Source organism: Rhodococcus cerastii (genome assembly GCF_033042195.1).
Taxonomy (GTDB): domain Bacteria; phylum Actinomycetota; class Actinomycetes; order Mycobacteriales; family Mycobacteriaceae; genus Rhodococcoides.
Window position 1 is genome coordinate 63,235 of the sequence record NZ_JAWLKF010000001.1, and the last position, 16,869, is coordinate 80,103.

17 protein-coding genes are annotated in these 16,869 nt (G+C 65.6%); 12 read left to right on the forward strand and 5 right to left on the reverse strand.

Annotated elements, in window-relative coordinates; all coding sequences use genetic code 11:
* Positions 1-50 precede the first annotated feature (50 nt).
* The 4 genes from R3P93_RS00325 to R3P93_RS00340 are packed head-to-tail and all read left to right on the forward strand — an operon-like array spanning position 51 to position 4,061.
* Positions 51-1,136, forward strand: coding sequence for a glycosyltransferase family protein (locus tag R3P93_RS00325; protein ID WP_317532164.1), 1,086 nt, complete (start codon positions 51-53; stop codon positions 1,134-1,136).
* Positions 1,133-2,242, forward strand: a complete 1,110-nt coding sequence (locus R3P93_RS00330) for a glycosyltransferase (protein WP_068050332.1) — start codon at positions 1,133-1,135, stop codon at positions 2,240-2,242. Before R3P93_RS00325 ends, R3P93_RS00330 begins: the two co-directional genes overlap by 4 nt.
* Entirely contained in the window at positions 2,239-3,246 is a 1,008-nt protein-coding gene (locus R3P93_RS00335) for a glycosyltransferase (RefSeq protein ID WP_317532165.1), read from the forward strand. Before R3P93_RS00330 ends, R3P93_RS00335 begins: the two co-directional genes overlap by 4 nt.
* On the forward strand, positions 3,243-4,061 hold the full coding sequence (locus R3P93_RS00340; RefSeq protein ID WP_094639045.1) for a glycosyltransferase family 2 protein: 819 nt from the start codon (positions 3,243-3,245) through the stop codon (positions 4,059-4,061). Before R3P93_RS00335 ends, R3P93_RS00340 begins: the two co-directional genes overlap by 4 nt.
* Positions 4,062-4,145: 84 nt before the next feature.
* On the opposite strand, the gene R3P93_RS00345 is transcribed toward R3P93_RS00340, so the two are convergent.
* Positions 4,146-5,333, reverse strand: a complete 1,188-nt coding sequence (locus R3P93_RS00345; protein WP_317532166.1) for an esterase/lipase family protein — start codon at positions 5,331-5,333, stop codon at positions 4,146-4,148.
* A 271-nt stretch (positions 5,334-5,604) separates the two neighbouring features.
* Between R3P93_RS00345 and R3P93_RS00350 the strand changes: the two genes are divergently transcribed.
* Together R3P93_RS00350 and R3P93_RS00355 are read left to right on the forward strand one after the other, a co-directional pair.
* Positions 5,605-6,861 carry a PucR family transcriptional regulator gene (locus R3P93_RS00350; protein WP_317532167.1) on the forward strand — a complete coding sequence of 419 codons (1,257 nt, stop codon included), beginning with the start codon at positions 5,605-5,607 and terminating at the stop codon, positions 6,859-6,861.
* A complete protein-coding gene (locus tag R3P93_RS00355; protein ID WP_094686564.1) occupies positions 6,858-7,586 on the forward strand; it encodes an EAL domain-containing protein in 729 nt (242 codons plus the stop codon). Before R3P93_RS00350 ends, R3P93_RS00355 begins: the two co-directional genes overlap by 4 nt.
* Positions 7,587-7,668: 82 nt before the next feature.
* Here the strand turns inward: R3P93_RS00355 and R3P93_RS00360 are convergent, their stop codons facing one another.
* Complete coding sequence (locus R3P93_RS00360; RefSeq protein WP_068050352.1) at positions 7,669-7,866, reverse strand: CsbD family protein; 198 nt, start codon at positions 7,864-7,866, stop codon at positions 7,669-7,671.
* Between the two features lie 137 nt (positions 7,867-8,003).
* On the opposite strand from R3P93_RS00360, the gene R3P93_RS00365 reads away from it, so the two are divergent.
* Positions 8,004-8,447, forward strand: a complete 444-nt coding sequence (locus R3P93_RS00365; RefSeq protein ID WP_094639049.1) for a hypothetical protein — start codon at positions 8,004-8,006, stop codon at positions 8,445-8,447.
* A 68-nt stretch (positions 8,448-8,515) separates the two neighbouring features.
* Here R3P93_RS00365 and R3P93_RS00370 read toward each other — a convergent pair whose 3' ends face one another.
* From R3P93_RS00370 to R3P93_RS00380, 3 genes are all read right to left on the reverse strand, one after another.
* Positions 8,516-9,064 carry a Dps family protein gene (locus R3P93_RS00370; protein ID WP_068050372.1) on the reverse strand — a complete coding sequence of 183 codons (549 nt, stop codon included), beginning with the start codon at positions 9,062-9,064 and terminating at the stop codon, positions 8,516-8,518.
* Positions 9,065-9,142: 78 nt separating this feature from the next.
* A complete protein-coding gene (locus R3P93_RS00375) occupies positions 9,143-10,210 on the reverse strand; it encodes a TerC family protein (protein ID WP_094639050.1) in 1,068 nt (355 codons plus the stop codon).
* A 353-nt stretch (positions 10,211-10,563) separates the two neighbouring features.
* Entirely contained in the window at positions 10,564-11,778 is a 1,215-nt protein-coding gene (locus tag R3P93_RS00380) for a PucR family transcriptional regulator (RefSeq protein WP_317532168.1), read from the reverse strand.
* A gap of 111 nt (positions 11,779-11,889) precedes the next feature.
* Here R3P93_RS00380 and R3P93_RS00385 point away from each other — a divergent pair, with 111 nt between their 5' ends.
* The 5 genes from R3P93_RS00385 to R3P93_RS00405 are packed head-to-tail and all read left to right on the forward strand — an operon-like array spanning position 11,890 to position 16,846.
* Complete coding sequence (locus R3P93_RS00385) at positions 11,890-13,497, forward strand: ABC transporter substrate-binding protein (RefSeq protein ID WP_317532169.1); 1,608 nt, start codon at positions 11,890-11,892, stop codon at positions 13,495-13,497.
* A 44-nt stretch (positions 13,498-13,541) separates the two neighbouring features.
* Entirely contained in the window at positions 13,542-14,495 is a 954-nt protein-coding gene (locus R3P93_RS00390) for an ABC transporter permease (RefSeq protein ID WP_317532463.1), read from the forward strand.
* Positions 14,488-15,306, forward strand: coding sequence for an ABC transporter permease (locus R3P93_RS00395; RefSeq protein WP_317532170.1), 819 nt, complete (start codon positions 14,488-14,490; stop codon positions 15,304-15,306). Before R3P93_RS00390 ends, R3P93_RS00395 begins: the two co-directional genes overlap by 8 nt.
* Positions 15,303-16,214, forward strand: coding sequence for an ABC transporter ATP-binding protein (locus R3P93_RS00400; RefSeq protein WP_317532171.1), 912 nt, complete (start codon positions 15,303-15,305; stop codon positions 16,212-16,214). The genes R3P93_RS00395 and R3P93_RS00400 overlap by 4 nt, the downstream gene beginning before the upstream one ends.
* Positions 16,211-16,846 carry an ABC transporter ATP-binding protein gene (locus R3P93_RS00405; protein WP_317532172.1) on the forward strand — a complete coding sequence of 212 codons (636 nt, stop codon included), beginning with the start codon at positions 16,211-16,213 and terminating at the stop codon, positions 16,844-16,846. The genes R3P93_RS00400 and R3P93_RS00405 overlap by 4 nt, the downstream gene beginning before the upstream one ends.
* Positions 16,847-16,869 lie beyond the last annotated feature (23 nt).

A 16,869-nucleotide genomic window follows, 5' to 3' on the forward strand; every position in this document is an offset into this window, starting at 1 on the left:
TCGCGTGTCGGGACCAGGCACGATCCACCTGCCTGTACCCGAAGGAATTCATGATTCGCGTTGCATCGGTTCCGTCCTCGCACGCCTATGTCCGACACCTGCAGCCCGTCGTCGGCGCTGCCCCGAACGAGATGTCCGTCGACCCGGCGGTGATCGTGCTGCCCGATCCTGCCCCGGTGAGAGTCGACGTACCCGGCCAGTGGTGGCCCCCACGACTGCTCGATGCTCGGTGGCTCGCCGAGCAGACCGACGTGCACTTCGATATGCTGCACGTGCATTTCGGGTTCGAGTCCTTCACGGCCGACGAACTCACCCGCACCGTCGAGCATCTGCGCGCCCACCGGCAGCCGTTGGTTCTGACGGTTCACGACCTGCACAATCCACATTTCGCGGACAGCGCCGATCACGTGCGACAGTTGGACGTACTGGTTCCCGCTGCCGCTGCCGTCATCACCCTCACCGCGGGAGCCGCTGCCTGGATTCACGATCGGTGGGGTGTCGAGGCAACAGTGGTGGACCATCCACACGTCGTGCCGCTGGAGCGGATGACACTGCCGCGCCCGGAGTCGGACTCGTTCGTCATCGGCGTCCATGCCAAGAACCTGCGGTCCAACATGGACCCGTTGGCTGTGATGGATGCCGTGGTCGAGGCCGCACGATCGCTACCCGACGCCACTGTCCGGTTGGACATCGACGAGGACGTGTTCGAGTCCTCCAGCCATTGGTACAGCCCGACGGTCGGCGCAAAGTTGCTGGACTACACAAGCTTTCCCGATGTCGACGTGCGTGTGCACGAACGTTTCGACGACGACGCGCTGTGGGACTATCTGTCGTCGATCGATGTCTCGGTGTTGCCCTATCGATTCGGAACACACTCGGGCTGGCTCGAGGCCTGCCGCGATCTCGGCACCACCGTGGTCGCGTCGGACTGCGGCTTCTACGCAGATCAGGCCCGGGTGCACAGTTTCCGGATGGGAATCGACTCGTTCGATCCCGACACCCTCGTTGCTGCCGTGCGAGCAGCGCACGCCGATCGGACGCCTGCGCTCGATTCGGGCGTTCGCGCGGAGCAACGACAGCGAATCGCAGCAACTCATGCCGCGATCTATTCAGCAGTGACAAAGGAGATGCGTTGAACGAGAAGCCACTTCGCATCGCGGTGTTGGCGTCGTCGAGTTTTCCGGTGGCGCAACCCTTCGCAGGCGGTCTGGAGGCGCACGTCTACAACCTGGTGCGCGCGCTCACCGAGCGTGGACATCAGGTGAGTCTGTTCGCTGCAGACGGATCGAGCGTCGACCTGGACGCAACGATGCTGCCGGTCCGAACGTTGGATCTGACGCCGATCTCGATCGCCGACGTGGCGATCACCCCCACCGCGATCCGTGAGCATCACGCCTATCTGGCGGTGATGTTGGAACTGGCCGGGACGCTGTCTCGGTCGTTCGACATCGTGCACAACCACAGCCTGCACTACCTGCCGCTGGCGATGTCGGCGACGCTCTCGGTACCGATGGTGACGACGCTGCACACGCCTCCGTTCGCGTGGCTGGAGTCCGCGGTTGCGCTGGCTCCTCCCGGTGCCAACACGTTCGCCGCTGTCAGCGAGTTCGCCGCCTCGCAGTGGGCCGATGTCACCGCAGGAACCGTCGTCATTCGCAACGGAATCTCGTTGGAGGACTGGCCGTTCGGCACCGGTGGCGACTATGTGGTGTGGTCCGGTCGAGTGGTCCCGGAGAAGGGGCTGCACCTGGCCATCGCGGCTGCGAAAGAAGCGGGGCGCTCGCTGCGTATCGCCGGTCCGCTGAGCAATCTCGAGTACTTTCACGAGTTCGTCGAACCCATGCTCGACGAGAACATCCGGTACGTCGGACACCTCGACCAGCCCGCCCTGGCGGCGTTGGTGGCAGGTGCCGAGGTCGCGCTGGTCTCGCCGGTCTGGTCCGAACCGTACGGCCTGGTGGTCGCAGAAGCGCTGGCCTGCGGCACTCCCGTCGCCGCGTTCGCCAGGGGCGGCATACCGGAGATCGTCGACGGCTCGTCGGGAGTGCTGGTGGCTGCCGACGACGTACACGGCCTCGCCGCAGCGATCCCCGCGGCGGCAGCGCTGAGGAGGTCCGACGTCCGGGCCCGGGCGGAGAAGGTGTGCTCGATGGGCCGGATGGTGGACGAGTACGAGGCGCTGTACCACTCGACTCTGGCCGCGGCGGTCGACTCGGTGGACGACCGACTCGCGATCGCATGATCGGCTACTACGCGCACCACCACGGGGTCGGTCACATCACCCGTTCCGACGCCATCGCACGGTCGATGGCCGAGCCGATGACGGTGTTGTCCTCGCGTGCTCGACCGACAGCGCATGCGGCGGCCGAGTGGATCTCGCTTGCTCTCGACGTGGACGACTCCGTGGAAGGCAATGCTGCGGTGGACAGTTCGGCTGGAGGGGTGCTGCACTGGGCTCCCCACGACGTGGACGGTCTGACCGAACGGATGGCGATCATCGCGGAGTGGGTGACGCGCGAGCGACCTCGGGCAGTGGTGGTCGACGTATCGGTGGAAGTAGCGATGTTCCTGCGGCTCATGGGTGTTCGCGTGATCGTGATGGCGATACCGGGGGAGCGGGATGATCCGATCCACAACCTCGCCTACCGGGCTGCGACCCACATCGTCGCACCGTGGTCGCGCGAGGTCTACGACCCGACCTGGCTGCGCCCCTTCGCCGAGAAGACCACCTATGCAGGCTCGATCAGCCGGTTCGCCGAACGTGAGAGAGACACTGCCCACGCCGATCCGACAGTGGTGGTTCTGGGTGCCGCCGGTGGCACTGCGCTGACCCGAGACCTGGTGGACTCGTGGTCGGCGGTGGACGCCCGCTTCGAGTTCCGCGCGCTCGGCGTCGCAGGCGGCGACTGGGTGGACGACGTGTGGCCGGTGCTGTGTTCGGCGGCACTCGTCGTCACGCACGCCGGCCAGAACGCCGTCGCCGACGTCGCCGCTTCGGGCGCGCCGGCCATCGTCGTGCCGCAGGCCCGACCCTTCGACGAGCAGCATGCCACCGCCGCGGCGCTGGCGGGCGGCCCGTTCGCGGAGGTTCTCGACTCGTGGCCGTCCGTCGCGCGATGGCATGCTGCGGCCGATCGCGCTCTCGAGATCGGTGGCCGGCGGTGGTCCGCGTTGCGTACCGAGGGGGCACCTGTCCGTGCTGCCAGGGCCATCGAGCAGGCCGCACCTCGGACGGCGCGACAGTGAAGGCCGTCGTCGTCACCGTGGTGTCCGGTCGACACGAGCACCTGGCCGCTCAGGTGCGCGGTCTGAGTGCATCGGAAGAGCAGGTCGAACACGTCGTGGTCTCGATGGGCGACGATGCGATCGTCGACGTGCTCGCTCGATCGGGTTCGGCGGCGACGTGCATCGACATGCCCCCGCAGACCCCGCTGCCGCTGGCCCGCGCCCGCAATCGAGGCGCGGCCGCAGCAATCGAACGTGGCGCGGAACTGCTGGTGTTCCTGGACGTTGACTGCATTCCGGGCCCGAACATGATCGAGCTGTATCGCCGTGCGGCAACGCTGCCCGGCAACGACCGATCCCTGCTCTGCGGTCCGGTGACCTACCTGAAAGAGAAAGACATGGGTGCGGAGGGCGAGGCTCTGACGTTACTGACCGCACCGCACCCGGCGCGGCCGAACCCGCCGGTCGACACCGTCGAGCACGGAGGCAACTTCGATGTCTTCTGGTCGCTGTCCTTCGCGGTCGAGGCAACCACCTGGACCGAACTCGGCGGCTTCTGCGAGGACTACACCGGCTACGGCGGTGAGGACACCGATTTCGCAGCCACCGCGGAGGCGTTGGGCATGGGGTTGCGGTGGGTCGGTGGGGCGCACGCCTATCACCAGTTCCATCCGGTCTCCGATCCTCCGGTGGAACATCTCGACGACATCGTCGCCAACGCGCGCACGTTCTTCGACCGATGGGGGCGGTGGCCGATGATCGGATGGCTCGACGCCTTCGCGGCTCGCGGACTCGTGGAGTTCGACGGCTCCGGGATCCGCCGCACGGCCGGCTGATTCGCTCGGATGGGTGCCCGCGCAACAGTGAGGGCGATCGGCCTCCGCAGCCGATCGCCCTCACCGAGGTTTGCTCGCCGGTGACTAGCCGCCGGTGATGGGTGAGTTGAATGCGCACGGGATGGACCTCGTGGGGAAGCCCTTCGGATCCAGTGCGTTCTTCACGATGCCGATCGCGCGAGGCGAGACCGAGATCGACAGGTGGTCCGACAGATCGATCTCGCAACCGTTCTGCAGGGTGACGTTGTTGACGGTGGCACCGGGACCGGCGGTGAGGAACGTCGTCTTGTACGGGGTGACGACCTCGTCGTACTTGGTGCCGATCACGGTGTACTTGATGCCGGGGTCGGTGTCACCGCCCACTGCCAATCCCTTGACCAGATCCGAGTCGATGACCTGGTCCGAGGCGGCGGGTCCGGCGATGGCCCCGACGACGCCGAGTACGTTCAGGCCCAGGTTGTTGATCGTGCGACCCAGAGTGCCGATACCGACGAGTGTGGTGCCGTGGTTCGACCCGGCGACGCTGACGACGGTGTTGACCTTGTTCTTCGTCGGGTCGGCCGGATTGGCGCCACCCTCGAAGCGCAGGTACTGGCGGGTCACGAGTCCACCCTGGGAATGGCCGACGATGTCGACCTGAGCGGACCCGGTGGCGGCGCGCACGGCGTCGATGTAGGTCGCGATCTCCTTCGCGCTCGACGCGACGGATGCCGTGCCCCGCAGCGACTCGAGATTACCGACGATGCTCGAGTCCTTGTCGCCGTAGTTGAGCGCGAAGATGCAGTAGCCCTCCTTCTTCAGCGCAGGCGACATCCGCGCGAAGTTGTTGTAGGCGTTCTCCCACGTGCCGTGCAGCAGCACGACCGGACGTGGATGCGCTGCCGACGGCTTGCAGTTCCAGTCGTTGGCACCCTGAGGTGCGACATTGGGGTTGACGATGCTGTACAGGAATCCGGCCAGGAAGTTCTTCTGCTCCGGTCCGTAACCCGTGGTCTCGGTCCGTGGGTCGTAGGTGATGGTCGCGGGAGCTGCGGATTCGATGTTCGGCTGGGCGATGCCCTGGTCGGCGGCCTTGGGTGAGGCCTCGGTCGGACCGGGCGGAACGACCGTGTCGCCCTGCACGGTGGCGGGCGGAGCAGGTGCGGTGGCGGGCTGTGCCTGTGCTGCGACACCGGTACCGAGGGTGAGTGAGCACGCCATTGCGGCGATCATCGCGGCGCGCACCGTCGTTGCCTTCCGCGTCGTGCGGGAGGTGGACCGAGAAGTGGTCATGGAGCCTGACTTTCGACGAGGATTGTTGGACAAGGCGGAACAGTAAGCGCGGATTTCGGTGATTCGCGTTCTCCTCTCAGGCGTTTGGAATCTGCCCGCAACCGCCGAGTCGGATGTGAGAGATCGTCACAACTGAGCTCCGACGACCCGAATTCGAACCGACTGCCGGATATATTCGGAAAAACAATCCTCAGGTTTGATTCTTGTTCTACTGTTCGTAGCGGGGAAACGGACCTGAAGTAGGTTTCGAGTGCGAGGGGTGGGGTCTTCGGTGACGGCAACGGAAAGCGTGCACGTGTCGCAGGGTGAATACGTCAGTGGGCGACGGGCATCCGACCGTCTGCGGACGCCGAGGGAGACTGCCGCACGCATGCTGGATCAGTACTTCGGCGAGCCCGAGGAAACACCACCGCCGCGCGAGTGCGCCCGCGGCGAACTCGACGACATGACGACGACCTGCTGCGAACTGGCGACCGGAGTACTCGAATCCGGGCGGCTACCGGTAGCCGGTGCGATGGACGTCTTTCGCGACGCAGCGACCCGGTGGGCCCGAGACGGCGTACCGCTCGGCCGTATCCAACATGCCGTCAACGAGGGCTGCGCACTGGCTGTGCGACAGGCACCGCGCCCGGGCGACGGGGGTGCCGACGATCGACTCGCCGACGGAACCGTCCTGGTCATGGAACTGTTGGACGTCGTCACCGCGGCCGTGTCCGATGCCTACCTGACGGAATTTCGCACGCTGGCTCAGAACGGTCCCCGTCACGACGTGGAACTGCTGGACGCGCTGTTGACCGGTGACGGCACGGCTCGCAAGATCGCCGATCGGATGGGAACGCTGCTCGCCGAGGATTATCACGTTGTCGCCCTGCACTTTCCGGCCCATGCCGACGAGGGTGGCCGTCGGATCGACGCGGCGATGATGGCGGCTCGAAAACTGCGAAGAATCCACACCGCGCTGGCCACATTCGACGCGTACTGCGTGCCCATCGCGTCGATCAGTCCCACCGGCGGAACCGTCCTGCTGCCCGATGTTCCAGGCGTGGACGTCGGCGAATTGGTCGATCGCCTGGCCGACGCGGGTCAGGTGGCGGTGACCGCGACAACCGGGTCGGCCGCGATCGATGACATCGCCGCTACCGCGCCCCACCTGTACGAACTGCTGAGTCTCGTGCGTCGGCTCCGATACGCACCGGGGACGTACCGGATTTCGGATCTCGTGTTCGAGTACCAGGTGAGCAGGCCGGGCCTGGGGCGCAAACACCTTGTGACACTGATCGATCCGCTGCGCGATTCGGTCGACCTGTTGCCGACACTGCAAGCATTCGTCGATTCGGACTCCAACCGAAAGAAGACGGCCACCTGGCTGACGGTGCATCCCAACACCGTCGACTACCGTCTCAAAAGGGTGGAGCAGCTCACCGGACTCGATCCGATGAAGCCGTCCGGACTGCGAAGACTGCACGCTGCTCTGATCGCCGACCGCCTCGAGGCCCGTCGCGTTCCGGTGGACGAGCGAACACTGTGACCGCGCCGGACGGCGCAGTGCTCGCAGCGTCGGCGGCGCTCGATTCGGTGGAGTCCGTGGCCGCTCTGTTTCAGCCCGTCGTCGAACTGGCCACCGGGACAGTTGTCGGATACGAGGCTCTGGCCAGGTGGCCGTCTCCGAGCCTGGCCGTGCCCGAGGACGTGTTCGCGCTGGCGCGAGAGCGCGGACTGGTGGGTCGCGTAGACGTAGCGTGCCGCGCCGCCGCGCTGCGGGCGGCGCGTGAATGCGCCTACTCGCGTCGGGTGCGATTCTTTCTCAACATCGAGCCGGGCTGTTTCGCCGACGTACGCGACGTCGAGATCCACCTCGACGCGATCGGTGACGACCTCGACGTCGTCCTCGAGATCACCGAGCGAGACCTCGATCACAACGTGCCGTTGCTGATGGCTCTGGTCCGAGGAGCCCGCGCTCGCGGCATCTCGGTGGCCATGGACGACGTCGGTGCCACGCCTGCAACGTTGGCACTGTTGGCCTCGGTCGCGCCGGACATCGTCAAACTCGACGCGTCGATCGTCCGGTCCCCGTACCGCGCACGCGCCGCGATACGGCAGGTGCGGGCCTACGTCGGTTCGAGCGACGCCGTTCTGCTGGCCGAAGGAATCGAAACCCGCAGGCATCTGCGTCGCGCCAGGTCTCTGGGAGCAACCCTCGGTCAGGGCTGGATGTTCGGACGTCCCATGCCGCTGCCGAATCCGCCGATCTGACGAGGGACCGGGAACCACGAAACCCCGCACCCTCGACGGCCGAGGCCTGGGTGCGGGGTTTCGTTGCGACCGATCGAGACGATCAGTTCTTGAACTTGTCCTTGATGTTGCCTGCGGCGTCCGAGACGTCGTCGCCGACCTGCTTGGTCTTGCCCGACGCCTGATCCTTTGCGCCTTCGGCAGCAAGATCGTCGTTGTCGGTCTTGTGGCCGATCTTTTCCTTGGCTTCGCCCACGAGCTCTTCTGCCTTGTGCTTTGCCTTGTCGATGAAATCAGCCATGGTGAACTCCTCGAAATCGATTGTCTATCCGTTCACGAGTAGCTATACCCGTGATCGACGTCGGTAACCATGCACTGCACCTGCGGGTTCTGCCGGCCCGATTCGGGTAATCGAGGCCCATGGACCCAGATACCGATATGCATTCCGCCCCCGATATGCCCTCACCCGAACACCGGCGCCCGAGCGGAGTGGACGATGCGACCGTGGCCGCAGTGGGGAAGATGTCCGAGGCGCTCGAGTGTGTGGAGCGGGCCAGGGGACACCTGTACTCGTTCCACCAACTGATGGGGCATTCGGACCTGCTGTTGGGGGAGGCCGTCGAGGCACTCGCCGAGGCAGATCACGATGCGATCGCGCAGCGAATCGACACGGACATGATCGGCAGAAACATCGCACCGGGTCGTTGGACGTTCCAGCTCGTCGAAGAGTTCGACGACGGATATTGGGGCCCGTTGCGCGAACACGAGCGGGCCGTCCGAGACGAATTGCTCGACGGACGTCGCCACGTGTTCGAGGCCGAGATGAAGGAGAAGCGTCGAACCCACGGCCGCAGCGGGCACGAGGCGAGACCGTCCAACTGACGCCGGTCCACGAAAAAAGCACCGACCCCGCCGGTTGACGGCGGGGTCGGTGCGTGAGGCGTGAGTGTTTAACCTGCTTGATTCGCCGCGTCGACCTCGCTGGTCGCGTTGGCGGTGGAGAGCTGACCACCGGAGTTCTCCAGGTGTGCCCGCACGAACCAGTGGAAAAGTTCGAGCTGCGCGCTCTGGCCGATGAGCATGTCCTCGGTCACCGGGTCGATCTCGCCGACCTCTTCGATGTTCTTGCGAGTGGTCTCGATGACTCCGGTGTAGACCAGGTCGAGTGCACCGAGGTGCTCGATGGCCGTTGCGCGACCGATCGAGTAGTCGTCCCAGCTGCGCTCGGAGACGATGGTGCCCGGGGTGCCCTTGGCCGAGGAACCGAGGGTCGCGATGCGCTCGGCGACGTCGTCCGCGAATCCGCGAACTGCTTCGACCTGCGGGTCGAGCATCTCGTGTACCGAGATGAAGTTGGGACCGACGACATTCCAGTGAATGTGCTTGAGGGTCAGGTGGAGATCGTTGTAGGCGTTCAGTCGATCCTGAAGGATCGCGGCGACGCGCGCGCCCACTTCCGAGGTGAGTCCGGGAACGGTGTACGAGTTCTTTTCAGCCATGTGCAGTGATTGCCCCATCCCCCTGGAACACAAACATGCCCCGCCGAATCGAATCGGCGGGGCATGTGTGGTGAAGAGTCAGGGCTTGTCGAGTCGCGGTGAATCCGTGCTCGACGTGCCGGTCGGCGAGGTGCCGGCCGAGGAGGTTCCGTCCGTCGGATCGACGATCGGGCTGTCGGCAGCGACCTTGTCGATGGCGTCTGCGTCGTCCTCCTTCGGGGGATTCTTCAGGCTCAGAATGATCGAGCCTGCCAGTACCACGACGATGACCACCAGGCTGACCAGCGAGGGAATCTCGGGGATCGAGGTGCTGATCACCTTGTGTCCGGCCTGCAGGATCAGCTTGACGCCGATGAAGGCGAGGATGATCGCCAGTCCCTTGGACAGGTAGTGGAACTTCTCGAGCAACCCTGCGAGCAGGAAGTACAGGGCGCGTAGGCCGAGGATGGCGAACGCGTTCGAGGAGTACACGATGAACGGGTCGTCGGTCACCGCCAGGACGGCGGGAACACTGTCCACTGCGAACACCAGGTCGGCGGCCTCGATGGCCACCACGACGGCGAGAAGTGGCGTGGCCACTCGCTTGCCTGCTTCCTTGACGAAGAACTTGGTGCCTTCGTATTCGTCGCGGACAGGAATGATCTTGCGAAGCAAACGAACTGCGATCGAGGTACTCGGGTCGTACGAGTCGTCCTCGTCCTTCATCAGCTTGTATGCGCTGTAGAGCAGGATGGCCGCGAAAACGAACAGAACGGCAGCGAACTTGCTGACGATGGCCACACCGGCGGCCAGGAAGATCGCGCGGAAGACGAGGGCACCGATCACACCGAAGAACAGCACGCGGTGCTGGTACTCACGGGGAACCTTGAAGTAGCCGAAGATCAGCGCGAAAACGAAGAGGTTGTCGACGGACAGACTCTTCTCCAACAACCAGGCCGTCGTGTATTCGACGCCGGCCGTGGTGCCCAAGGTGAAGAACACCACGATGCCGAAGATGATGGCCACGCCGACCCACAGTGCGCTCCACCATGCGGCTTCCTTGAAACCGATGATGTGGGCACCGCGGTGTGCCAACAGGTCGATGGCCAACAGGATCAGGACGACGGCACCGAATGCCGCCCATGCCCACCAGGGGACGACGTTCATGAACGGCCACCTCTATTCGTGAATTTGCTGCCGAGTTGCTTCAACTTCGCCTGATTCTCGGGCTTGGTTGCGTACCGACGTGCTTGGTCGATCATTTTCTTGCCCTGTGGGCTGCGAGCGAACGATGTCAACTTCTGTGTCAACGACGCCATCTTCACACGCTCCTTTTCGTTCTCGTCTGTCTTCGTCTTGCCGTATTTCCGGCCGTACGTTCGGGCCTGGGCGGAAATTACTGCCTCTTTCCGCGACTACTCCAGTGTGACTGTTCGCTTTCCTGCAGGCATGGTCGTTTTGCGGACACGTTTCAACCGATTTCGTTGCCGGGTTACGGCAAGTTCAGCGGCCCCGCTGAGTCACGACGACGAGCCGACTTCGGGCCAGTCGAGCAACTTCGCTCCGAGCACCGCCGTGTGCAGCGCGAATGCCTCGACGGGGTTGCCCACATTCTGCCCGGTCAAATCCTTTATTCGCGACAACCTGTAGGTCACCGCCCGCACCGACAGATGCATGCGGCGTGCGGTGGATGCAGTGTTCGCACCGGTGTCGAAGTACACCTGCAACGTCTCCAGCAGTGGACCCGCGCCGCCTCGCGCGCTCAGCAGCGGTGTCAGCAACGTGTCGACCAGATCGGCGATCGCCGCACGATCGCTGATCAGGACGCGGTAGACGAGCAGATCACGAGCATCGACCACCGATGCATCGAATCCGAGCGAGGCGGCGAGATCGAGTGCGTCGAGGGCTTCCCGGTACGACGCCGCGACACCGACCGCCCCGCTGCGTGGGCGGCCGACCCCGATCTGCGTCCGGCCGTATTCCCCTTTGCGACGGAGATCGCCCGATTCGCTCGACGTCGAGGTGGACGTACCGAGGGCCCGTCCCACCCGGTCGAGGACGTGGTCGACGGCGACGAGGTCGGGTGCCGGGAACACCAGGATCAACCTGTCCTGCTTGGTGGCCACGAGCAACTCGGCGTCGCCCTTGCTGCCCTGCACACTGCGCTCGACGAGGGTGATGGCAGAGCTGGCGTCGGTGAAGGGCTTGGTCGACGTCACCACGGCCACCACATGAGGACTCGACAGATCGAGCCCGAACGTCTGCGCCCGCCCGAGCACCCCGGCGACATCGGAGGTGCCCGAGAGCAGATCGTCGACGAATTCGCGTCGGGCGAGCACCTCGGCTCGCACGAGAGTGCGCCGGGCGAGCTGGAATCCCTCGGCCAGTTCGGCCACCGCGTCGTCGACCGCGCGCAGCATCACCTCGCCTGCCGTGACGACCCCGGCCGGGTCCTCCGCGGCGGCGACGACAGCGGGTAGTTCGCGCCACAGTCGCCACGCCGAGCTCAGGTATAGATCGAGCAATGCCCGCAGTGCGACGCCCGCGCGGGCAGCAGCATCACCCTGCGCTCGGAACTCGTGCAGCTGCGGGCGGCTCAGTGGGACGCCGGCATCGACGGCGTCGGCGAGGACTTCGAGGAAGCTGCCCAGCAGAGCGACGTCGAGTCCGCCTGCGTCCGAGGCCGACTGCGCAGCGACGGAATCGAGCGGTAGCGCATCGCGCTGTGTGGCCATGTGTGTCTTGCTCCTCGTCGACTCCCATCATCGTAAGTCGCCGAAACCGATCGGTTACACGGGTGTGGAAGCATCGTCGCGCGCGACTCGGCGTTCGACGAAGGTAGGTAGATGACACGATTCGGCTCGGTGACCGTCGTCGCGATCGCGTGCGTGCTGTCGGTCAGCGCGTGCACTGCACCGTCGCAATCGGGAGCGGCATCGGCCGACGCGCTGGTGTTGGCCGACGGTTACGAACTCGGTGGTTTCAACCCGGTCGCCGGGTACGGTGCCGCGGGCGAAGCGAAGATGTACGACGGGCTGGTGCGCATCGGCGGCGGCGACGGTCTGCCACCGCTCGAACCCGGACTCGCAGTCGAAATTCCCACGGCGAACGACGACGCGACGGTGTGGACGGCGACGCTTCGCGAGGGAGTGGTCTTCTCCGACGGGTCCGCGTTCGATGCAGCCGACGTCGTCGCCACCTACGAGGCGATTCTGGATCCGGCATCGGCGTCCGAGGCGAGATCGTCCTTCGACATGATCGACGAGGTCGTCGCGATCGACGATTCGACCGTCGAATTTCGACTCGCCTATTCGTACGCGCCGTTTCCGACGAAGCTGCTCATCGGAATCGTCCCGTCGGAAGCCGTTGCGGAACCCGGGCTCGCTGCCGAATCCCCACTCAACCGCGCACCTGTGGGAACCGGCCCCTACGTTCTGGTGGATCTGTCGCCGGATCGAGCCGAATTCGAGGCCAACGACAACTACTGGGGCGGTGCGCCCGAGGTGAAGAAGCTCACCCTGCTGTACGTCCCGGACGACAACACCAGAGCCCAGCGGATGGCGTCGGGCGAAATCGACGGGACGAACCTACCGCCGCTTCTCGCGCAGAGCCTGGACGGACGCGAGGGAATGTCGTTGTCGGCCAATGTCTCCGCGGACTGGCGGGGTGTGTCGTTGCCGACGAATTCACCGGTCACCGGAAACCGGGACATGCGGCTCGCCCTCAATCTCGCCGTGAATCGACAGGCGATGACGGACGGGGTGCTCGGCGGATACGGCCGACCGGCGGCCACACCCGTTCCGCCGGTGTTCGGCGACTCCTACGAACCGACTGCGGTGTTCGAGTACGACCCGGCCGCGGCCCGCCAGATCCTGTCCGACGGCGGCTGGATTCCCGGTCCCGATGGCATTCGCACGCGTGACGGACAGCGCGCAGAGATCACCGTGATGTACAACTCGACCGATACCGTGCGTCGAGATCTGGCGCAGGCCTTCGCGTCCGACGCGGTCGCGGTGGGGGTCGAGGTCACCCTCGAAGCACTGTCGTGGGACCGGATAGACCCCAGGATCGGCGTGGACTCCACGATGCTCGGTGGCGGAGAAGAGCCGTTCGATGCCGATACGCAGGTATACCGCACACTCGACTCGTCGTTCGTCGCGCCGGGCGTCGGAAGTGTCTACGACAACGCGGCCGACTACTCGAACCCGACGGTCGACGCTGCCCTCGACACCGGCAGGCGCAGCCTCGACCCTGCGGTACGCGCGGAGGCGTACCGGGAGATGCAGCGCGCCTACGTGGCCGATCCGGGATACGTCTTCCTGGTCTTTCTCGATCACACGTACGTATCGAAGGATTCGGACTGGACGATGTCCGGCCCGGTACTCGAGCCGCACTCTCACGGCGTCACGTGGGGTCCGTGGTGGTCGTTGCAGACGTGGACTCGCACGTCGTGACCGTCGATCGACGGCACGCCACGACTTCGCGCGGCATCGGAGCGATGGTGCGCCGTCGACTGATGCTGCTGGTTCCGGTGTGCGGTGTCGTCTCGCTGGGGCTCTTCGCCGCCGCGGCGGCGTCCCCGTTCGACCCGCTCGTCGGGTACCTCGGAAGCCGATACACGACGACGACGGAGGCGGACAAGGCGTCGATGACGGTCGCCCTCGGCCTCGATCGGCCGTGGTTCGTCGCCTACTGGCAGTGGTTGCAGGGCGTCGTGACAGGAGATCTGGGTCAGTCGCGTTCCTACGGACAGCCGGTGAGTCAGGTTCTGGCCGAGCGTATTCCGTGGACGATGTTGTTGGCGGGAGTCGCGCTGTCGGCCGCGATTGCGATTGCGTTCACGGTCGGCATCGCTTCCGGCATTCGTGCCGGCGGCCGGTTGGACCGCTTCGTCGCCACCGCGTGCGTCACCGTTCAGGGGGTGCCGCCGTTCGTGCTCTCGCTCGCCGCGATCGCGGTGTTCGCGCTCGGTCTCGGATGGTTGCCCGTGGCCGGACTTTCCGACGGCGGCAGCGATCCCACCCTCGGTGGAGTACTCCGCCATCTGCTGCTGCCCGCGTCGGTTCTGGCTCTGTCTCAGGTTCCGTGGCTGCTGTTGTCGGTTCGCGAGTCCATCGCGTCCGCGCGTGGCGAGGACTTCGTGGCAGGTGCGGTGGCTCGCGGCATTCCCACCGCCCAGATCACTCGCCGCCACATCGTGCCCGCCGCATTGGCGCCCTTCGTCAACGTCGTCGGAGTTCGACTGCCCGAGTTGGTCGTCGGGGCAGTACTGGTGGAAGAGATATTCGGGTGGCCTGGCGTCGCAGGAGCTGTCGTGCAGTCGGCACGCGATCTCGACATGCCGTTGCTGGCCGTGCTGACTCTCGGAACCACTGTCGCGGTCATGCTCGGCTCTCTGCTCGCCGACGTACTGGTCGTGCGACTCGATCCGAGGGTGCCTGCGGATGGATAGGCGAACGGCGATCGCGGGCGTGGCCCTCGCCGCTCTGACCGTGTACGCGGTAGCGGTCCCCATGCTCGCGGGGGTGGACGATCGCGTCGTCGACTTCTCGTCGGCGAGGCTGGGGCCCTCGGCGCAGCATCCGTTCGGCACCGACTCGGCGGGCCGAGATCTGTTCGTGCGCAGTGCATCGGCCGTCGGCACTTCGTTGCTCATCGCGGTGGCCTGCGCGGCACTGGCGACGGTCCTCGGCTGCGTCGTCGGCCTGGCCGCTGGGGTGTGGGGTGGGCGGGTCGATCGCATCGTCATGCGCAGCACCGACGCCGTCAACGCGCTGCCCCACCTGTTGCTCGGCATCGTGATCGTGGCGATGTTCCGCGGTAGCGTCGTCGCCATCGTGGCGTCGATCGCATTGACACACTGGACCCAGGTGGCTCGCATCGTGCGCTCGGAGATCCTTCGGTTGCGCGAGCGAGAGTTCGTCGATGCGGCAATTCTGGCCGGGGCCAGTCGTTTTCACGTGGCAACTCGACACTTCGTTCCTGCCGTTCTACCCCAGGCCATGATCGCCGTCGTGCTGTTGCTCCCACACGCGGTGTGGCACGAATCGACGCTGTCCTTCCTGGGGTTCGGGCTGCCTCCGCACGAGCCGAGCCTGGGTACCTTGCTCGAGGAAGCCCGCAGTTCTCTGCTGCTGGGGAGTTGGTGGACCTTGGTGTTCCCCGCCGCGATACTGCTGGTCGCCACGCTGTCCGTGGCCGTACTGGGTTCGGCACTGCGGGCGCGGGTGACGCTTGCGCGTCCGTCGGAGCTTCGCCTGTGACCCGGGGTCTGTCCGTCCGAAACCTGACCGTTCGCATTCCGATCGGTCGACGGTGGGTGCATGCCGCCTCCGATGTCGACCTCGAGGTTCCGGCCGGAACCGTGACCGCTCTGGTCGGCGAGTCGGGCTGCGGCAAGTCGATTCTCGCGGCGACGGTGATGGCGATGTTGCCGGTCGGGGCGACCGTGAGCGGATCGGTCGTGGTCACCACCGCAGAGCGAGAATTCGACGTGACGAGTGCAGCAGGGTTTCGGGGCAGGGACGTCGCGCTCGTTCCGCAGTCTGCGGCAACACATCTCACGCCGACCCGAACCGTCCGATCGCAACTGGACGAGACGATAGCCGCGCACGGAGGGCCGTCGACGTCCGATCTGCTCGCCGAGCGGGTGGGGCTTGCCCCGGCACACCTCGATCTCCATCCACATCAGCTCTCGGGTGGAATGGCTCAGCGGGTCGCTCTGGCCGGAGCGCTGGCCGCGGACCCCACGGTGATCGTCGCCGACGAGCCCACCTCCAACCTCGATCGCGCGGCCGTCGACCACGTGCTCGGGCTTCTGCGGGCATGCGCGGACGACGGCGCAGCGGTACTGCTGATCACCCACGACCTGTCGTCGTTGATCAGGACGGAAATCGCCGATCGCATCGCCGTCATGTACGCCTCGCGTCTCATGGAAACGGGACCTGCCGCGTCGGTGCTCGAGAATCCCCTGCACGACTACACCCGGGACCTACTGGACGCGCTGCCCTCTCGCGGAATGACTCCGCTCCCGGGATCGCCGCCCGAGTTGACGGACCTTCCCGACGACTGCGTCTATCACCTCCGCCGGCCATTGTCTCCACACTCCGGTGGACCCACGGACATGGTGACGGTGGGCGCGCGGTCGTACCGAACGAGAGTGCACCGATGAGCTTGGACGCGGTGGCCGTGAGCGCCGGCTACCCGGGTGGCCCCGATGTGTTGACGCAGGTCAGCGTTTCGGTCGAACCGGGAACGATCACGGGGCTGACCGGCCCGTCCGGTAGCGGAAAGACAACCCTCGCGAGAGTGCTTGCGTTGCTGCAGAAACCCCGAACCGGATCGGTGCTGCTCGACGGGACCACCGTGCGAGGCGTCGGGTATTCGGTACCTGCGACGTCACGCGCACAGATCGCGCTGCTGTTCCAGTCTCCACGGCAGGCGACCGATCCACGGATGACACTGCGCTCGATCATCGAGCAACCCGGGGTCATCGCCGGGCGCTCGGTCGATGTCGCGGATCTGGCAGAGCAGGTGGGTCTGACCGCCGACCTGCTGTCCCGTCGCCCACACCAGGTCAGCGACGGGCAATTGCAGCGCGCCTGTGTCGCACGGGCGTTGGCGCAACGGCCGCGCTATCTGATCTGCGACGAGGTGACGTCGATGCTCGACGCGGCGACGACGGCGTCGATCGCCAGATCGGTCGAACGCCAGGCCGTCGACGGCGGACTCGGTGTGCTCGTGATCAGCCACGACGAGGATCTGTTGGACGCTCTGTGCTCTTCCGTGCACCATCTGAGCTGAGAACCACATCGAGAACTCGCGGA